The sequence below is a fragment of the Microbacterium sp. NPDC088619 genome, from assembly GCF_044752825.1.
In the GTDB taxonomy this organism is placed as follows: Bacteria; Actinomycetota; Actinomycetes; order Actinomycetales; family Microbacteriaceae; genus Microbacterium.
The window spans coordinates 720,917-739,834 of the sequence record NZ_JBIVLZ010000002.1; the positions used below are offsets into that span (position 1 = coordinate 720,917).

General features: G+C 67.6%; 10 protein-coding genes. 3 read left to right on the forward strand and 7 right to left on the reverse strand.

Going from position 1 to position 18,918, the window contains the following annotated elements; all coding sequences use genetic code 11:
• The first annotated feature begins 1 nt into the window (after position 1).
• Both ACIP5T_RS18120 and ACIP5T_RS18125 read left to right on the forward strand, forming a co-directional pair.
• The gene (locus tag ACIP5T_RS18120; RefSeq protein ID WP_400866617.1) at positions 2-721 is read left to right on the forward strand and encodes a histidine phosphatase family protein; all 720 of its coding nucleotides are present in this window, start codon (positions 2-4) and stop codon (positions 719-721) included.
• Positions 705-1,565: an NAD(P)H-hydrate dehydratase gene (locus tag ACIP5T_RS18125; RefSeq protein WP_400866620.1), complete on the forward strand. Its 861-nt coding sequence runs from the start codon at positions 705-707 to the stop codon at positions 1,563-1,565. The genes ACIP5T_RS18120 and ACIP5T_RS18125 overlap by 17 nt, the downstream gene beginning before the upstream one ends.
• Before the next feature lie 42 nt (positions 1,566-1,607).
• Here ACIP5T_RS18125 and ACIP5T_RS18130 read toward each other — a convergent pair whose 3' ends face one another.
• Both ACIP5T_RS18130 and ACIP5T_RS18135 read right to left on the reverse strand, forming a co-directional pair.
• A complete protein-coding gene (locus ACIP5T_RS18130; protein WP_400866623.1) occupies positions 1,608-3,272 on the reverse strand; it encodes an alpha-amylase family protein in 1,665 nt (554 codons plus the stop codon).
• Positions 3,269-4,234 (reverse strand): TIGR03885 family FMN-dependent LLM class oxidoreductase, encoded by a 966-nt coding sequence (locus ACIP5T_RS18135; protein WP_400866626.1) that lies wholly within the window; start codon positions 4,232-4,234, stop codon positions 3,269-3,271. Before ACIP5T_RS18135 ends, ACIP5T_RS18130 begins: the two co-directional genes overlap by 4 nt.
• A gap of 210 nt (positions 4,235-4,444) precedes the next feature.
• Here ACIP5T_RS18135 and ACIP5T_RS18140 point away from each other — a divergent pair, with 210 nt between their 5' ends.
• On the forward strand, positions 4,445-4,936 hold the full coding sequence (locus ACIP5T_RS18140; protein ID WP_400866629.1) for a DUF1269 domain-containing protein: 492 nt from the start codon (positions 4,445-4,447) through the stop codon (positions 4,934-4,936).
• A 94-nt stretch (positions 4,937-5,030) separates the two neighbouring features.
• Here the strand turns inward: ACIP5T_RS18140 and ACIP5T_RS18145 are convergent, their stop codons facing one another.
• From ACIP5T_RS18145 to ACIP5T_RS18165, 5 genes are all read right to left on the reverse strand, one after another.
• Complete coding sequence (locus ACIP5T_RS18145) at positions 5,031-5,972, reverse strand: GNAT family N-acetyltransferase (RefSeq protein WP_400866632.1); 942 nt, start codon at positions 5,970-5,972, stop codon at positions 5,031-5,033.
• Positions 5,969-6,580 (reverse strand): dihydrofolate reductase family protein, encoded by a 612-nt coding sequence (locus tag ACIP5T_RS18150; protein ID WP_400866635.1) that lies wholly within the window; start codon positions 6,578-6,580, stop codon positions 5,969-5,971. Before ACIP5T_RS18150 ends, ACIP5T_RS18145 begins: the two co-directional genes overlap by 4 nt.
• 96 nt (positions 6,581-6,676) lie before the next feature.
• Complete coding sequence (locus ACIP5T_RS18155; RefSeq protein WP_400866638.1) at positions 6,677-8,551, reverse strand: alkyl/aryl-sulfatase; 1,875 nt, start codon at positions 8,549-8,551, stop codon at positions 6,677-6,679.
• A 282-nt stretch (positions 8,552-8,833) separates the two neighbouring features.
• Positions 8,834-9,817 (reverse strand): DUF389 domain-containing protein, encoded by a 984-nt coding sequence (locus ACIP5T_RS18160; protein WP_400866641.1) that lies wholly within the window; start codon positions 9,815-9,817, stop codon positions 8,834-8,836.
• 60 nt (positions 9,818-9,877) lie between these two features.
• The gene (locus tag ACIP5T_RS18165) at positions 9,878-18,853 is read right to left on the reverse strand and encodes a DUF5979 domain-containing protein (protein WP_400866644.1); all 8,976 of its coding nucleotides are present in this window, start codon (positions 18,851-18,853) and stop codon (positions 9,878-9,880) included.
• Positions 18,854-18,918: the final 65 nt, after the last annotated feature.

Below are 18,918 nucleotides of genomic sequence, written 5' to 3' on the forward strand. Positions count from 1 at the left end.
CGTGCAGGAGCTGTGGCTCGTCAGGCACGGGGAGAGCGTGGGCAACGTCGCCGCGACCGCGGCGGAGGCAGAAGGCGCCGAGATGATCACGCTCGCGACACGGGACGCCGATGTGCCGCTGTCCGAGACTGGCGCAGAACAGGCGAGAGCGCTGTCAGCCGTGCTGCATGGAGGTGCCGTCGCACCGCAGGTCGCCTGGGTCTCGCCGTATGTGCGCGCCCAGCAGACATTCGCGCTCAGCATGGAGAACTCCCCGGTCATCGAGCGGGTGCTCACCGACGAGCGACTGCGCGACCGGGAACTCGGCATCCTCGACCTGCTGACACGATGGGGCGTCGCGGCGCGGCATCCCGAAGAGGCCGACCGGCGGGCACGCCTGGGCAAGTACTACCACCGGCCACCCGGTGGTGAGTCGTGGGCGGATGTGGCCCTGCGTCTGCGATCGTTCCTGCACGATGCCCTCGATGCGGATGCTCGTGTGGGATTGGTGGTCGCGCACGATGCCGTCGTCATGCTGCTGATGGCGGTGCTGACCGGGATGGATGAGAGGCGTCTCATGCAGTTCGCGTCCACGAACACGGTCCTCAACGCGTCCGTCACGCGGCTGCGGTTCGACGGTCAGCAGTGGCACCTCCTCGACTTCTCGGACGTGCGCCACCTCGAGCAGCTGGGTGCCGAGATCACCGTGCACCCCGGGAGTCCCGATGTCCGCCCCGAGTGAGCCGACGACCGTCACCCCTCAGCTGCTGCGAGAGTGGGGACTCCCCGAGCCGGGTGATTCCAAGAACTCCCGGGGCACGGCGATGATCATCGGCGGCTCCGGCCTGTCACCCGGGGCCGTCGTACTGGCAGGCGAGGCGGCGCTGCGCGTCGGCGCGGGGAAGGTCGGGGTGACCACTGATGCGGGTGTCGCCGATGTCGTGCGCATCGCCCTTCCCGAAGCCGGGTTGTATGAATCGCCGCGCGCCGGCGAAGCCGCGACCGACGCCTGGACCGCCTCCTGCGAGAGTTCGGATGCCGTGCTCGTCGGACCCGGCCTCGACGACCCCGAGAATGCGCGCGAGTGGCTCCGCCGCTTGGCGGGCCTCGACGTCGCCTGCCTCGTGGTCGACGCCTTCGCCGTGGGAGTGCTCCGAGACTTACCGCGCGACGAGCTGCCCGGCTCCCTGATCGTCAACGCCAACCTCGATGAGGCTGCGCTGCTGCTCGGCAGGCCCGTGGATGATCTCAGCGCCGACCTGCCGGGGCTCGCACGGGAACTCGACGCCGTGATCCACTGCTACTCCGTCGTCGCCTCGCCCTCGGGTGCGGTGTGGACGCTCGATGTCGGCGGAGCCGGACTCGGAACCGCGGGTTCTGGTGACGTGGCCGCCGGCGCGATCACCGGCCTCGCAGCCCGAGGACTCGCGCCGGAGCGCGCCGCCGTCTGGGGAGCCTGGGTTCACGCCCGAGCGGGAGACCGTCTGTCCGAGCGCATGGGTCTCGGTTTTCTCGCTCGGGAACTCGCCGCCGAGCTTCCCGCCGCGGTACTCGACGCGCAACGCGATCGGGCCGCCGGGGGTTGACGCGGCGATCTACCGCGCCACCCGCCCGCGGGCGATCGAGACTCAGGTCACTCGGCCGTCGCCGGGTCGCGAGACCCTGAGCCAGCGGTAGCCGTAGGCCGGCACCTCCAACTCGACCCCGCCCTTCGGGTCGAGTTCCAGGCGCGACGCTTCGAGCAGGTCGACCAGCGTGGTCCCCTCCGGCTCTTCAGCCAGCCGGAAAGAGGTGGTCACCGGCACCTCGGCGAAGTTGTGGAGGGCGATCATGCGGCCGACGTCCGCGGTGAGCGAGTGCACGAGAAGCGATTCGGCGGGCTGGTCGATCACCTCGAACGTTCCCCATCCGAGTTCCGGGGAGATGCGGTAGCACGAGGTCAGAGCACGGATGAAGTACAGCAGGGAGTCGCGGTCGCCGAGCTGGGCGGCGACGTTCACGTGGTCGGGCGCGTAGCCGTCGGACGGCGGACGAGCGACGAGCCTGCTGGGCATGGCGTCCGAGAATCCTCCGTTGCGATCGGCAGACCACTGCATCGGCGTCCGCACGGCTTCCCTTCCGGGAATCTCGATATTCTCCCCCATGCCGATCTCCTCGCCGTAGAACAGCACCGGAGTGCCGGGCAGCGTGAAGAGCAGGCTGTAGGCCATGCGGATGCGGCGCGGGTCGCCCTCGAGCATCGTCGGGAGGCGACGGGTGATGCCTCGCCCGAACACGCGCTGGCGCTCGTCGGGGGCGAACGCCTCGAACACCTCGTTCCGTTCGCTGTCGCTGAGCTTGTCGAGGGTCAGCTCGTCGTGGTTGCGCAGGAAGTTCGCCCACTGCACCTCGCTGCCCAGCACCGGGCGCGCCTGCAGCGCCTCGATCAGCGGAGCAGGATCTTTGCGCGCGAACGACAGGTAGAGCGACTGCATCCCGACGAAATCGAACTGCATCGTGAGCTCGTCGCCGTTCTCGCCCCCGAAATACTGCACCTGCTCTTCGTAGGGCAGGTTGACCTCGCCGAGCAGGATCGCCTCGTTCGAACGCCGTTGCAGGAATCGACGGATGTCGCGCAGCAGATCGTGCGGCTCGGGGATGCCGGCGCCCTCGGGGATCTCGAGAAGGAACGGCACCGCGTCGACACGGAAACCCGAGATGCCGAGCTGCAGCCAGAATCCGATGACCTTCGCGATCTCGTCGCGCACGCGAGGATTGGCGATGTTCAGGTCGGGCTGGTGCTCGTAGAAGCTGTGCTGGTACCACTGCCCCGATTTCTCGTCCTTGCCCCAGATGCCGTTCGCCTGACCGGGGAAGACGGCGTTCTTCTGCCCCTTCGGAGGCGCGTCGTCGCGCCAGACGTAGTAGTCCCGGTAGGGCGAGTCGATGCTGCGCTTGGCGGCGAGGAACCACGGATGCCGATCGGACGTGTGGTTGATGACCAGGTCGACGATCACCCGCATCCCCCGGTCCCGCGCCGTGCGGATCACTTCGACGAAGTCGCCATGAGTGCCGAGTCTCGAGTCGATGCCGTAGAAGTCGCTGACGTCGTAGCCGTCGTCTCGGTCGGGCGTGGGATAGAAGGGCATCAGCCACAGGCAGGTGACCCCGAGCTGCGACAGGTAGTCGATCCGCTGGGCGAGACCCTGCAGGTCACCGACCCCGTCGCCGTTCGAGTCGAGGAACGTCTCGACATCGAGGCAGTAGATCACCGCGGTCTTCCACCACAGGTCGCTCGTATCGGTGATCTTCACAGTCGCTCCTTCAGTGCGGGGATCAGTTCGGATGCTGCGGCGTCGAGGTATCGCGATTGCTCGGTGCCGACATGGTGCAGGTAGACGCGATCGAATCCGATGTCCACGAGTTCGGCGATGCGGCCGGCCAGCGCCGTGGCGTCGTGGTCCACCAGCACGGCCTTCCGCAGCTCGTTCTCGTCGAGCTCTGCCACCGCCGCCTCGAAATCCTCCGGCTGCTCGAGATCCCACGTGACCGGAGGCGAGAGCAGACCGTTGGTCCACTGCTCGCGGGCGATCGCGAATGCCGCGTCGTCGCTCTCCGCGAGGCTGAGATGCACCTGCAGGATGCAGGGGCCCGTGCCTCCTGCACCGCGGTAGGCGTCGACGACCCGCCGCAGCGCGGCCGGCTCCTGGGCTACCGTCGCCAGACCCTGCGCCCATGAGGCTGCCCACTCCGCAGTCTCGGCGCTCACCGCGGTCGCGAACAGCGGCGGCGGTTCGGCCGGCCTGCTCCACACGCGCGCTCGGTGGACGCGCACCAGGCCATCGTGGTCGACCTCTTCGCCCTCGATCAGTCGACGGATCACGTCGACGCTCTCGCGCAGTCGCTCGTTGCGGATGCTCTTGTCGGGCCATCCTTCGCCCGTTACATGCTCGTTGACCGCTTCGCCGCTGCCCATCGCGGCCCAGAAGCGGCCGGGGAACATCTCCTCGAGAGTCGCGAAAGCCTGGGCGATCATCACCGGGTGATAGCGCTGGCCGGGGGCGTTGACCATGCCGATCGAGAAGCGCGTTCGGGCGAGCGCGGCCGCGATCCAGCTCAGCGCGAAACCCGACTCGCCCTGGGCCCTGGTCCACGGCGCGAGATGATCGGAGCACATCGCCCCGTCGAACCCCGCGCGCTCCGCTGCGATCACCGCGTCGAGCAGTGCGCTCGGTGCGATCTGCTCGTGCGACGCATGAAAACCGATGAACACCATGCGCCGAGTCTTGCAACGAACAGCGCGCGGCGGCAGTGGTGGACACCCCGGAACGAGTCTGGGAAGATGGGCGACCCTCGCCACCGGGTCACCCGTTCGGGGTGACAGGTCGTCGGCCCCGACTCGCGTGCCGATGACACTGGAATCACTCACTTCCGTGCCGCGTCGAGGTTCGCACCTCGTCGACGGCTGACCGAAAGAAGGATTCCCATGGCTGATCTCATCGTCATCGCGTACGACTCCGAAGCGGATGCCGAAGCCGCCTACAACCGAGTGCAGGAGCTTCAGAGCGACCTCGTCGTCGAGCTCTCAGGACTCGCTCTCGTCAAGGTCGACGGAGACGGCAAGACCAAGGTCGAGTACCCCGGGACCACCGGCAAGATCGGTGCAGGGGCAGCAGGGGGCGCTCTGTTCGGCGCTCTGATCGGGATCCTCTTCTTCGTGCCCTTCGCCGGCCTGGTCTTCGGCGGGCTGTTCGGCGCACTGTTCGCAGGCTTGGACAAGACCGGGCTCGATGCCGAGTTCCGCGACCGCGTCAAGTCCACCGTCACGGCAGGCAAGTCCGCGGTCGTCATCTACGCGACCAAGCTCACAGAAGACAAGTTCGCCGCAGCACTCGCACCGTACAACGGCACTGTCGTCCAGACGTCCCTGTCGGAGGAGGACGAGAAGGAGCTCATCCACGACCTGGGCACGCACTGATCTGAAGCTCCCCCGCCGGGATCGCGAGGCGAGCGGGTCCGTCCGGTCGGCATGCCGACGGCGGGCCCGCTCGCTCAGCGATCCGGTGTCGCGGTCAGTCCCAGGCCATATTGATGAGCCGCTGGAACGTCCGGTATCCCTTACGTTCGAACGCATTCGCCATGGGGACGTTTCCGACGTCGGTCGAGGCACGGATGCGCGGTGCTCCCGCGGCCGCGAGAACGCGTGTGCCCTCAGCGAGGATGCCGTCGATGTAGCCGTTCCCTCGATGCTCGGGCACCACGCCGAGGTACGCGACGATGTGGTGGTACGAGTTGCGAGCGGGGAAGACGAAGCCGACGGCCTCATCTTCCTCGTTGACGGCCACCCGCCACCACTCCTGCGGCGTCGTGTATTGCGCGAACTCCTCGGCGAACTGGGCGCGAGCGACCTCGCTCGGTGACGCGTGCGCGAGTTCGCCACGGCTGTGCGCATCGAGCGTCCCGCCGAGAGCACGTGTCGTCAGTTCGAGCACCTCCTCATCGCCCTCGAAGGCGCGGAAGGTCAGGCGTGGGTCCTGCGTGGGGACTCCCGCCTCGGGCTGCCACTCGAGGCGCAGCCGCTCGACCACGAATCGGGCACCCGACGCGTCGAGCACCGCCATGACCGTCTCGGTCGCGCGACGCTCGGCCGGCCGCTCGCGCCAGTCAGCCGGCAGGTAGCGGGCGAACTCGGGCGGGGTCGCCTGATCTGCGATCACCTGGCGCTGCGCGGCGTCGAGGAGAGCCGCTCCGATCGCCTGCTGTTCGTCGTCGGAGAGCGCGTCGTCGAGGTCGAACACATCGAGCTGAGTGGCATCCGTCGCCCCGGCGGGGCTCCAGAGCGCGAGTCGACCGAGCACCCGCCTCTCGTCGAGAGCGAGCCAGGTCCACTCGACACGTCGGCGCCCCTGGGCGAGATCATCGGCGATCTCGTCGTTCAGCGCATACGGGAGGCTGTTGAACAGCTCGACCTCGTGCGGGCCGACGAGGTGGCGGATCTCGACGGCGATGCTCATGCGTCGGTCTCTGCCGCAGCCGGTGCGGCGTCCGTCCGGCTTCGGGAGTACCACTCGACGACGTTCCCGCCCTCGAACGACCGCACCTCGTCGAGCGCGAACACCGACGGGCTGAACTCGGGACCGAAGGCGGTTCTCCCAGCACCAGCGACCACCGGGTAGCGCTTGATGACGAGCCGGTCGATCTCATCGAGCAGCTGACCCGCCAAGACGCCGCCGCCGGCGAGGTAGATGTCGAGCGGTGAGTCCTCCTGCTTCAGCGCACGCACCGCGGCGACGGGATCTCCGGCGATCATGGTGACGGCGGGGTCGAGCTGTTCCAGCGTCGCCGAGACCACGAACTGGCGCAGGTGCGCGTACGGCGAGGGGATGCCGAGCTGCAACCCCGGTTCGTAGGTGCGGCGCCCCATCACGATGGTGTCGAAGCGCGTGAGCGGGGCGTCCGCGATGCCGAGGTGCGCTCGCGCGTGAGTGGGCAGGGCGTCACCGTAGTCGCCGACCATCCAGGCCATGTAATCGTCAGAGCCGGGAAAGAAGTCGACTTCGTCGTCGGGGCCGGCGATGAAGCCGTCGATCGAGAGCGAGATGTAGTACGTGAGGTTTCGCATGGGTCCTTCGGGTAGATGGTGCAAACCACTATACCCATAGTGGTTCATCCCGCCGGCATCACCCACCCGCTGCGACGCGGCGAGCGCGGACTCGACTCATGGAGTGACGATGTTGAACGAGGGGTCGCCCGCGGTGAGGACGGACGTGAGGGTCTCGAGAGCCGAGCGATCACCGGTGATCTCCACGCCGGGGTTCTCGGTGTCTCCACCCACGAGCGCCAGCAGCCGCGGTTTCGTCAGGGCCAGCGTCGCCTGTGCGGTCGCGGCATCTGCGGCCTTCTCGACGTAGACCAGCACACCGTTGCGGAGCGTGACTCTGAAGTTGCGCCCTTCGTCGGTGAGGGTGAAGTCGAGCACGACGTCGAGGTCCCACGCACGCGGTCCGTCGACCGAGATGGCGACCGAGTCGAACAGCTGCTCGGCGGTGAGCTGGGCGACGATCTCGGGGGCGTTCGTGGTCGTCGGAGTGCCGAAGTTGCCGGTGCGCAGCTCCGTCGCCCCCGACATGTAGAAGTTCCGCCAGGTGCCGTTCTCGGCCCCGTAGGCGAGCTGCTCGAGGGTGGCCGCATAGAGCTCTCTGACCGAGGGGTTCTCCGGTTCGGTGAAGATCGCGTGATCGAGCAGCGTAGCCGCCCACCGGAAATCGCCCTCGTCGTACGCTGCCTGCGCCGCATCGACGATGCGGTCGATGCCGCCGGCCAGAGCGACGTACCGCTCTCCGAGCGCCTTCGGCGGGTGCGGCCAGAGGCGCGCGGGATTGCCGTCGAACCAGCCCATGTAGCGCTGGTAGATCGCCTTCACGTTGTGGCTGACGCTGCCGTAGTAACCACGGGCATGCCAGGAGTTCTCCAGGATCGGAGGCAGCTGGATCTCTTCCGCGATCTCGGTGCCCGTCATGCCCTGATTCGTCATGCGCAGGGTCTGGTCGTGCAGGTAGGAGTAGAGGTCGCGCTGCAGACCGAGGAACTCCAGGATCTCGTCGTTGCCCCAGGTCGGCCAGTGGTGCGAGGTGAAGACGACGTCGGCCTGATCTCCGTAGCGTTCGATCGCCTCGGTCAGATAGCGCGACCAGACGTGAGGATCGCGAACGAGCGCCCCTCGAAGGGTCAGCAGGTTGTGGAGGGTGTGCGTCGCGTTCTCCGCCATGCACAGCGCCCGGTACTTCGGGAACAGGAAGTGCATCTCCGCGGGAGCTTCGGTGCCGGGCGCCATCTGGAACTCGATGACCAAGCCGTCGACCGTGTGCGTCTCGCCGGTCTGGGAGATCTCGATCGTGGGCGGGATGATGCCGGCGTGGCCGGTGGAGGTCGTCTGCCCGAGGCCCGCGCCGAGCGCGCCCTTGGCACTCCGTTCGAGCGCAGCGCCGTACATGTACCCGGCCCGTCGGCCCATCGCCGTGCCCGCGTAGACGTTCTCGGCGACTGCTTCGGCGACAGTGCCCTCGGGCGCGATGATCTGCACGCGGCCGGACTCGACGTCGTCATTCGACACGATGCCGAAGATCCCGCCGAAGTGGTCGATGTGGCTGTGCGTGAAGATGACCGCGACGACCGGCCGCTCACCGCGATGCTCGCGGTACAACGCCAGAGCCGCCTGCGCGGTCTCCTTCGAGATCAATGGGTCGACCACGATCACCCCGGTGTCGGATTCGATGAAGCTCACGTTCGACAGGTCGAACCCCCGCACCTGATAGAGGCCCTCCACGACCTCGAACAGGCCATGCTTCGAGACGAGCCGCGACTGACGCCACAGGCTCGGGTTGACGGTGTCGGGGGCGTCGCCGGTGATGAAGTCGTAGCTGTCGGCATCCCACACCACGTTGCCCTCGTCATCGTGCACCACGGCAGGGCTGATGGTGCCCAGGAAGCCGCGGTCCGCCGCATCGAAGTCACGGGTGTCGTCGAACGGCAGTGCCGCCTTCAGCGCCTCCTGCTGCTTCGTGATCGCCGCCGTCGCATCGTTCTGCACCATCGTCGCCTCCTGATATCTCATTCGCGTCATGGCGCGGGGTCGTGTGTCTCAGCCTCAGGCTCGATTGTCATGACGGCAAGCAGCGGCTCACCCTTCGGAGGTGAGTTCTTCCGGCGCAGTGCGGGCTTCGGGTGGATCCTGGGTGAGCCACACGACGCCGGGGGGCGTCGTCTGGCGATCGGAGGCACCGGCGGGCACCGGAGCCCCCGGGATGCCTCGCTTCGGCGTCATTCACCTCGGGCGAGGCATCCCGTCACTCCTCGGCTGGCATGCCTGGTTTCCTCAGTCGAGCTGCACCGAGTACGAGGGGACGAACTCCACCGTCACCGTCGATGTATCGACACCCGCCGCGCGCAGCTCCGCCTCAAGCTCGGAGGTCTCTGGAACCGGCATGGGCCCCGATAGACGGATGACATACTCGCCTCCCGTCGACGTAACCCCCAGCGACTCCCAACCCTGTCCGTTCGCCCACTGGGTGACCACGGTCGAGATCGTGTTCTCTTCGACTGCCGCCATCGTCGACGTCCATGAGGACGCCGTGAGCGGTATGCCCACTATGACGAGCATCACAACGATCACGACCACTGCGCGCCCTCGCCGTACGGGTGCCCCATCCGGCCCGACGGCCGGCTTGGTAACCCGATAGACGCCCATGACCACGACCCCCGTGGCCAAGATCGCAGCGACATTGGTGGTGAACAGCAACAATGCGCCGACCGCCTGCCCATAAGCTCCTGCCTCCAGCGTGAGTCCCGCCACTGCCAGGGGCGGAACCAGCGAGATCGCTATCGCGACCCCGGGGAGAGTGTCGGAGATATCACGCCGTGCGAGCGCGATCGACCCGACCACCCCTGTCGCAAGCGCCGCCAGCAGGTCGAGCAGTCCCGGGGACACACGGCTTGCCACCTGCGTGTTGCTCGCCGCCACCACATCGAGCGGGATGCAGAAACCTACGAGGAAGCCGATCGCGATCGCGGCCGCGGCGCCCGACACGATCAGCGCCACCGAGCGAAGAAGATTGGTGCGATCGCCGAGGACGGTCGAGAGCATGGCGCCCTGGATCGGAAGCATCATCGGGGCGACGATCATCGCTCCGATCACCGTGGCCGTCGAATCTGCGGCCACGCCTGCTGATGCGATCAGTGCCGACAACACGAGCAGAATCCAGAAGCGATTCAGTCTCTGCCTTCGATCGGGTCCGTCGAAGAGCACAGCGTTCCGCATCGCCGCTTCATCAGTGCGCGTCGACGGCAGTTCAGCCACCATGTGGGGCCCCGATCGTCAGTGACAGTGGACAGGACTAGGGAGTACGGCGTCCCGATACTGCTACCCGGCCAGCTGGAGTCCGCGCCGGCGCCGTCTGGCCCAAATGAGCAGCAGAAGTCCTCCTCCGAGCACGACGATGCCGACGCCGACCGCGAGCCACGCCCCGCGGGCGTCGATTCCGGTCGAGGGAAGAGGGGCGATGAACGTGTTCGTGAAGACGATGCCGGTCGTCTGATCCGCGATCGCGACCGTGGCGGAGGCTCCGGGCGCCTCCTGGCCGTCGACCGTCACCGTGGTCGCCGTCGCGCCGCCGGTGTCCGTCTCGGTGACCACGCATTCGCTGCCCGACGGCAGGCCCTCGATCCGCGCCGTCGATCGGTTCGGTCCGCCGATCTCGTACGTCGCATCGACGACGACGACTCCCGGTTCCGGATGCGAGGAGTCGACGAGCACGCAGGTCACCCGCACCGGGAAGAGCCGGGAGACCCCGTCTGCGCCCGACCCGTCGACGATCTTCGCGATGCTGAGAACCCCGGTGGTGAACACGTTGGTGATCGCCACCGACGTCTGGTCCGGCGAATCCGTGGCCGGGAGCGGTCCGAGCTCCGCGGTCGTGCCCGTGGTGGGCTCCCCCGCCTGCCCGCCCTCCGTGACGACGAGGGTCGTGTACTCGGCGTCGGCCGACTCCGTCTCCGTGACCGCGCACTCGGCGCCCTGCGGGAGCTCGGTCCAGATGAGCGTCTCGCCGTCGGCTATCGTCCGGGTCATGGGCTCCAGTGCCTGCACCTGCTGCTCCTCCCACACGCATTCGAGCGCGACCTCGAAGGGTCCGTAGGCGACCGGTTCGCCGTCTGCGTCGACCGCGCCGCCGTCGTCGACCGTCTTCGAGACCGAGACCTGCGCGAGGTCGAAGGTGTTCCTCACATCGAGTCCGGGTTGCGGTTGATCATCGACGCTCAGGATCGCCGGATCCGTCTGCACGGTGAAGACGTAGCTCTCGCCATCGCCTGCGACCACTTCTCCTGCGTCGTTCAGGATCTCCGTCGAGCTGGCCCCTCCGTCGTCGACCTCGGTCAGACGGCATTCGGATGCGGTCGGGAGCGCCTCCCACAGCGCCGTCGGCGAGTCGGCGCTGACCGTGCGCACGTCACCGCCGGGAATGTCGACGCTCTCGCCGTCGCGGACGCACGTGAGTCGCAGCTCGTACTCCCCCGTGCCGAACTTGCTCGCCCCGTCGCCCGCGAAGGTCTTCGTGACCTCGAGCGAACCGGTGAGGTACCAATTCGTCGCGGTGACCGTGACGAGGCCGCCGGTCACGGGGACGACACCGATGCCGACCGAGGTGTCCGCGCCGTCGTTGGGCTCGATCACCACGGCATCCGCCCCGTTGAGATCGTCCTCCGTGACGGTGCACTCGGACCCGGGGACCACATCCGTGAGCGGCGTCGACCATCCGTTCGCCGCATTCAGCTCGACCGAGGTCGACAGCACCGTCTCGCCGGCGAGCAGACAGACGACGTCGAATGCGAAGGTCTGATCGAGGCCGAACTGCTCGGCTCCGCCGCCCTCGAACTCCTTCACGAGAAGCAGCGCCGTGGCGTCGTAGAGGTTGGTGTACGTGACGGTGTTGACCGTGGTGTCGGCGCCCGGCTGCAGCTCGGGGATCACCACCGTCCGGCTCTCCTGATCGATCTGCGGCGCCAGCTCGCCCTCTGCGCCGGTGACCTCGGCCGAGGTGATCGTGTCGTCGGCTCCCCTGTCGTCGGTCTCGGTGACCGTGCACTCCGATCGCGCGGGGATGGGCGAGATCACTTCGCTCTGCCCGGCGTCGAGCGTGAACGTGTCGTCCACGACGGTCTCTCCTCGGAACGTGCACACGACCTCGAACTCGAAACCTGTGGGCACGAACGGGCTGTCCGACTCGACGATCTTGCCCACCTCGAGCGCCGCCCACTCGTACGAGTTCTCGACGGCGAGCGCGAACACCTCGTCTGCCTGCGACACCGTGATCGAGTCGGGCGTCACCGCAGTCGATGTCTGGCCCGCGTCGTCTTCCACGACGGTGCACACCGAGCCGACCGGGACGTCGGGGATGACGACCGGGGCAGCTCCCGGAACGAGCGTGACGACCCCGTCGTCGGCCAGAGGCACCTCGGCGCCGAACCAGTCGCACGACACCGTCGCCGTGTACTCGGCCGGCACAGGGAACCCGTCGGGGGCGTCCACGGTCTTCTCGATCGACACCGAGCCGTTGTCGAACTCGTTCGTGACAGACACCTCGATGGGCGTGATCCCTTCGCCGATGATCACGGGCTGTGCGGGGCTGATCGTGGTGTCTGTCGCGTGACCCGCGTCTGGCTCCGAGACCGTGCACGCGGCTCCCGTCGGAAGCCCCTGGTAGAGGGCGCTTCCGGCACCGACGATCGTCCGAGTCGGCCCGCCGGGGATCTCGACATCGGTCGTCACGCCGTTGATCTCGCGCGTGCAGGCGAGGCTGACCTGGTAGTCGTCCTGGGTCGCGGGATCCAGTTCCGCAGCCGGTATCCCGGTCAGTTCCTTCTGCACTTCGAGCGCGCCGACGGTGAACGTGTTCGTGACGTCGGCGTCGACGGGGGTCGACGGGTCGTCCCCGACGACCACCACCACCGGACCCGTGTTCGAGTTGGCGCCGCCGTTGCCGGTCTCGGTCACCGTGCACTCGGCCCCGGTCGGAAGATCCTCTACCAGCCACGTGGGGTCGTCCCGACTGAGGGTCGCAGAACCCGCGTACACAGGATCCGGGCTCGCACCCTCGAGGGTGCACACCATCTCGACGGTGAAGGTCGCGCCGCCCCACTCGTCTCCTCCGGCTCCTGCGATGAATTTCGTGACCTCGACCGCGCCGGTCGTGAACGCGTTCTCGACCGCGATGACCGTCAGCGCCGCTGAAGACCCTTCGTCATAGGGAAGAACCGTGAACGACGTCTCGTCGGCGACGACCTCGTCGCCCGCTTCACCGTCTTCCGTGATGACGATGGTGGTCTGCGGCGCACCACCCGCGTCGGTCTCGGAGACCGAGCATTCGGACCCTGCGGGGAGATCGGAGAAGGTCCGGGTGTCTCCGTCTTGAAGGGTGAACTCGCGATCGGCTTCGGGGATCGTCTCCTGCCCGAGGTAGATGCAGCTCGCCTCGAACGAGTACGAGCGCGTGTAGGTGACGGGATCGCCGTTCTCGTCGGACGCGCCGCCGTTGTCGACGTCCTTCACGACCGAGAAACCTCCGGCCGCGTACTCGTTGACGACGGTGATCGCCGACTGCTCGGGGTCGCCGCTGTAGGGATCCCAGATCGACGGCTCCTCGCTCCAGTCGCGATCGGCGGTCACTCCGTCTGCCGGATCCACTGTCACGGTCACACCCGGGATCAGGGGGTCCTCGGCGACGGTGCAGGTCGAGAAGAGGGGCAGATTCACGGGCCCGGTCTCGCTGTTGTACTGGAGCACGGTGCCGTCGGCATCGACCGACGGCCGGCTCGCATCGCTGCCGTCGGCTCGCAGCAGGGTGACGTCCTCGCCACCCGAGGTGCAGGTGACGAGAAGCGGATAGCTCGCGGGCAGGTCGATATCGGTGGCGAACTCGGGCGCCTGGACATCCTTGGCCAGGAGCAGCTGGCCGGTGGCCGCGGCGACGCCCACCTTCTGCGGTTCGACGACGAGCGACGGCCGCTCGGGCTGCGAGACCGTGGCATTCGAGCGGGACGCGGTGGCGAACGAGTTGTAGGCGACGGGAAGACCCGAGGGCACGGCCGACGCTGCGGGCAGCACGAGGGGCGTCTGGGTCTCGTAGGTGAGGCGCAGTGTCTCTCCCGGACGAAGGCCGGGAGCCGGCGAGACGGCGTCCGGGTTGTCGTACTCCAGCACGAGAAGCACGCTGCGAGCGGCAGCAAGCGTCTCGGCCGGTGTCGTGTCATCCGCCAGGGTCCAGTCGAAGCCGCAGGCGGGGTCTGCTGCGGCGTCTTCCGTGAACACCTTGATCGCGTTGTCGTTGCAGGACTGACTGAGCTGAGCCGGCGAGAGGTAGATGCCGTAGGTGGCATACGCGCTGTCCTGGAGGGATGCGAAGTTGGCGGCGAGAGTTCCCGACAGCGTCACCGGGAACTGGGATCCTCGATCCGCGGCGACGATGACCCCCTGATCGCCGACGGTGGGCAGGGTGTCGACCGCCGCCACCACCCGCGCACTGGTGTTGCCGTTGTTGGTGAAGTCGATGCGCCAGGACTCCTCACCTCCGGGGCGGGTGACAGGGGCGCAGGGGAAGGAGTAATAGCCGTCGTCCACTACGCCAGGCAGCGTCGGATCGCATGCCGCTGCGTCGCCTTCGACGTTGAGCACCCCGAGATCGTCGTCGACTGTGGCCGGGTCGCCGGCCGCCGTTCCCTTGACGTACTTCTTCGCCGAGATCGCCGCACTCGCCAGCGGAGTGACCTCGGTGTCGGCCGAGCAGGTCGCGACCCCCGACTCGGGGGTCTTCGGCGCGAGATCGGCGCCGTCGATCACCGTCGTGCCCTGGCAGGTCTCGAAGAGGCGGTCGGAGGTCACGGTGACCGTGTTGCCGACGGTCGTGTCCGGGGTGAGGTCGTCGCGGAACCGCAACGGCGCGGTCACCGTCAGCGTCCAACCGGCCTCGAACACGAAGTCGTCGGGAGCAGAGATGGTGAGCAGACCGGTGCTCTCATCCAGCTCGGCGCTGAAGCCGGGGTCCCCGGTCGGGGCACCGGAGCCGCTGAGCGCGAAGGTGTACGCCGGCGGGGTGGGTTCGACGAGCAGTGAGCCCTCGGCATCCGTCTCGATCTGATCGACCACCTCGAAACCGGTCATGTCCCACTGCCCGGTGTTGGCGACGGTGATGACGTAGGGAATCGTGCCGGAGGCGCTGACGAGTGCAGACGAGCCGCGGGTCTTCGTGACCTCGACCGTGTTCGGTCGATGCAGCACCACGGTGGAATCGGATGCCTCTCCCTCCTGCTCGAAGACCTGATCCGGACCGAACTGCGCCGTGCTGTACGACTGCACATCGTCGCTGATGACGCCCCGCTCGGCCTCGCCCGGGTTGGGCTGCAGATCGGGTCGCGTGGTCGAGACGAAGACGTCGGGATCGCTGCGCAGGAACTCGCGTCGCTCGGTGGTGAGCGAGAACGTGAGCTGCGGGTTGAAGGGACGCTCCCACTGCAGGACGTCGCCGTCGGCGTCGACCTGACGGGCGCTGAAGCGCACGCCCACGATCGTGTCCGCGTCGACACCCGTCGGCGGGTCGAGCTGAACCGTCGAGGGGGTCGGCGATGCGACCCAGTCTCCGCTCACCCAGCACGGCGAGGCGTCCGTCACCGGTGCACCGTTGCAGGTCGCGATCAGAGTGCCCGCGACCTCGGCGTACTCGACGTCACGTGCCGCGTCGTCGTCGACGAGCACGTCCATGGCCACCTCGTTCACCGGGGCGGGGACGGCGATCTGCGCACCCGCGAAGTCCATCGTGTTCCAGAAGGTCGGCGTGGTGTCCGTCAGCTCGAACGAGGTGGTGCGTGCGGTTCCGTTCGGGCGTCCGCCGAGCTCGGTGACGTACGTGGTCGATTCGTCTTCATAGACGGATTCGGGACTGATCGTCTTGGTGGTCTCGATCGCATAGCTCGCTGCGACGATCGCGAACTCGTCGGCGGCATCCGCGATGCCCGTGCCGCACTGGTTGTCGGCGCAGCCGTCGAGCACAGGGCTTTCGAGCTGCACGTGGGCGTCGTTGACGATCGATTCGCCGGCCGGGGTCACGGCGACCTGCTGGGCAGGATTCGACCTCAGCACGTCGCGCAGCTGCCAGGTCAGCAGGACTCGGCCTGACGCGCCGGTCGGAATCGCCGGGGTCCCGTCGTCCGAGCGGAACGCGACGGACAGTCCCGTCACGTCGGCGAGGTCGGTGGCGTCGAGCTCGAGGGCGTCGGCATAGGAGTACTCCGTGGCGATCGCGCCACGCGTGAGAGTGACCGTGGTCTGGGCTTCGGTGATGCCCGCGGGAACCTCGATCGCATCGATGTCGTGAAGATCGAGGGTGTCGAACGCGGTGTCAGGCAGCGCATCCCCCGCGGTCGGGTCGTCGATGACCATGCCGGACACGCGAGCAGCAGAGATGTTCGTCGCCACGAGCGTCGCGCTGATCAGCGGGTAGTCGGAGGGGTCCGCGGGCGGGTCCACGGCGGGGAGGCCCAGCTGGTCTTGATCGAAGGTCTTGGTCAGGGTGGCGTTGATCGGCTGATCGACGATCAGGATCGTGTCGTTCGCCTCGTCGACGCTGTCGACCCCGGTCGCCTCGTTGACACCGCGGGCGCTGGCGGTGTTGTCGACGAGCCCGGCGTCGTCCGTGTTGTAGGTGTACTCGTGGAAGTTGCCCAGCACCGATTGAGAGGGGACGCTGCGCAGGGTGTCGCGCACCTGGAACTGCAGATCCACGGGACGTCGTTCATACGATGACCCGACGCCTTCGCCGTCGCTCCCCTCGGAGATCACGATCCTGACCGCGAGAGCAGCGGCGCTCTCGGTCTCACTCAGCGTGTAGCCGCCGAACTCTCCGTCGCACCCCTCCGCGCATGCCTCCGCCGTGATGTCGGTCCATCCCGCACCCTCCAGGTACAGGGAGACCTCGGTGATGACGTCGCCCGCGATCAGCGGGTCCGTCGTCGCCGTGATCGGATCGATGGCGACGAGGTTCCACGCGTCGTAGACCGATCCCGCCGTAGCGGCCGGGTCCGCCGTCTCGGAGATGTCGGTGAGGGTCATGCTGCTGACGTTCAGCCCCTCGGTCGACCAGAGGAGCCGGGCGGTGCGGCGTTCGCCCGACAGTGCGGGGACGTCGTCCTCCAGCCACTGCTTGTCGAGGAAGTCCGGGCCGACCCCGCCGTCGATGGGCAGCACGTCGACCTGGTCGGATGCGTCCGCGGTCTTCTCTCCACCGGCATCCGGGTTGTCGACGAGCGACTGCGCGGTGTTGTTGAATGTCGCCTCGTCGTCTTGCGCATCGGTCACCTCGACACCGATGTGGGTGGCCACCGTGAACCCGGGCGGGAGCAGTTCAGGGCAGCCCTCCATGTCCATCGGCAGGTACTCGAGCTGGATGCCGCCGATGTCGTCCTGGAGCTCGGCGGGGATCTCGTACGACCACAGCGACTCCGGCCCCGGCACCTCCGTCGCGTCCGGGAAGTCGGTCCACGGCCCGTCCGGTTCCTGCCAGTAGCGGACGGTGAGGGTCGTGCACGCCGGGATGTCGGTGTTCGTGATCTCGGTGGCGGTGAAGGCATCCCAGAACGCCGTGTCGACCTGCGGCAACGCCGGGTCCGAGATGACGAGCCGCTCGGACCCCGTCGTGGAGTCGGGTGTGACGTTGCCCGTCAGAGTGACATCCGCGTCGGTTCCCGGCACTCCCCAGATCGTGTCCGGAGCGATGGACTTGGTCACGGAGGTGTCGAGCGTGAGAGGGTCGATCGTGAACGGGGCCGACGCGTCATCGATGCCGATCTGGCCGGCGCTGTTCTCGGCAGCGGTGTCGACCGCGTTCGTGCTCGCGACCTGTTCGTCGGTCGACAGCGCCGTGATGTCGATGGGAATCGCCGCATACGATCCGGCGACGATCTCATCGCCCTCGGCCGAGTACACGATCGTGAATCCCTCGACCGTGCAGCCGTCGGTGGGCTCGGGCAGCGTATCGGGCGTGGTCGTCGACTCCGTGCTGGCAGCGCAGTCGCTGTACTGATAGGTGATCTCGGCAGCGGTCGCGGCGACGGGCCATTCCACATCGCCGAAACCGTCGAACTGCAGTCCCTGCTCGGAGAAGGTCGCGGTGCCCTCGGTCGGCTCGGTGACGGTGAGCGTCTGGACGTTCTGCGATCCGACGGTGGCGGTGATGCTGGCCGTCGCGCTCTGACCGCTGACGAGGGTGCTGTCGCTGAACGACTTCTCGATCGTCACATCGGGCAGACGCTGTGCGATCACGACGGCTGCAGAGTCCGTCGTGGGGTCGCTGGTCTCTCCGCCGCGCGCGACGGTCGACGACGCGTCGTTCGAGACGGTCACGTCGGTGTCATCCGGAATCGCCGTGACGGCATCGTTCGTGACCGTGTGGACGACGACCTCTCCGGTCGCCCCCGGCGCGAACGTGCCTGTGAAGGTCACCCGGATACCGGCGGAATCGCTGATGGGGTCGGGAGCTGTCGTCGTCCAGGCTCCGCCGACGAAGTACTCCGTCGTCGTCGACTCCGTTCCCTCCGGCGGTGTGACGTCGTAGCCCGTCACATCGAGGTACCCACCGAAGTCCCCGGGAGGAACGATCGGGTCTTGAACGACGATCGTGTCGACGTTCTGGTTCGAGGCGTTCCCGGGAGTGACCGTCCAGTCGACCACCTCACCGGGGACCGCCGGAAGGGTGCTCGTCGGCGCGACCGTCTTGTCGATGCTCGACTCGAGCGTCGTGTCCACGGCGAGCACGACGTCCGCGGTCGCCGGCGTGGCAGGAGCGTTGTCGGCGACCGCCGTGGCCGTGTTCGTCACGGTCGCGCCGTCCCAGGTGCCGTCGGTCGCCGGATCCACGATCGCGTTGACGGTCACGGTCATGCTGTATCCCGCGGGCCAGATGACCGGGTCTGCGGTGAGATCCAGCCCAGGGGTGATGGCGAAGCTGTTCCCCGCGGTGTCCACGTCGAGGTCGTAATCGCCGGTCGGCTGTCCGGCTGGCGGGTTGATCTGCACCGTGACCGGATTCGCGATCGCCGGGTTGAACAGGAGCGGATCCGGGAGCTCGTCGCTGATGACGGTGTTGAGGCAGCCGGGGTCGTTCACCGACGAGCAGTTGACGGTGATCTGATAGGTCACCGTGTCGCCGGGCCCGAACGGGCCCGCCTCGACCGCGGTCTTCTGAATCGAGAACGCAGCGACCGCGAAGGCCGGCGCCGCTCCGAAGACCAAGGATGCCGCGGCGAGCGCGAGCACGGTGAGTCCTGCGAGAAACCGTCGTCGCCGTTCCATGTCGATGACCCCCCTGAGCCTGCGTGGATCAGGCCAGCGTAGGAAGGTCCCGAAGAGACCGACAG

Excerpts from the sequence above, each read along its gene's own strand:
- ACIP5T_RS18125 (WP_400866620.1), top strand. The coding sequence starts at position 705 with ATGTCCGCCCCGAGTGAGCCGACGACCGTCACCCCTCAGCTGCTGCGA.
- ACIP5T_RS18165 (WP_400866644.1), bottom strand. The coding sequence starts at position 18,853 with ATGGAACGGCGACGACGGTTTCTCGCAGGACTCACCGTGCTCGCGCTC.
- ACIP5T_RS18160 (WP_400866641.1), bottom strand. The coding sequence starts at position 9,817 with ATGGTGGCTGAACTGCCGTCGACGCGCACTGATGAAGCGGCGATGCGG.
- ACIP5T_RS18135 (WP_400866626.1), bottom strand. The coding sequence starts at position 4,234 with ATGGTGTTCATCGGTTTTCATGCGTCGCACGAGCAGATCGCACCGAGC.
- ACIP5T_RS18145 (WP_400866632.1), bottom strand. The coding sequence starts at position 5,972 with ATGAGCATCGCCGTCGAGATCCGCCACCTCGTCGGCCCGCACGAGGTC.
- ACIP5T_RS18150 (WP_400866635.1), bottom strand. The coding sequence starts at position 6,580 with ATGCGAAACCTCACGTACTACATCTCGCTCTCGATCGACGGCTTCATC.
- ACIP5T_RS18140 (WP_400866629.1), top strand. The coding sequence starts at position 4,445 with ATGGCTGATCTCATCGTCATCGCGTACGACTCCGAAGCGGATGCCGAA.
- ACIP5T_RS18155 (WP_400866638.1), bottom strand. The coding sequence starts at position 8,551 with ATGGTGCAGAACGATGCGACGGCGGCGATCACGAAGCAGCAGGAGGCG.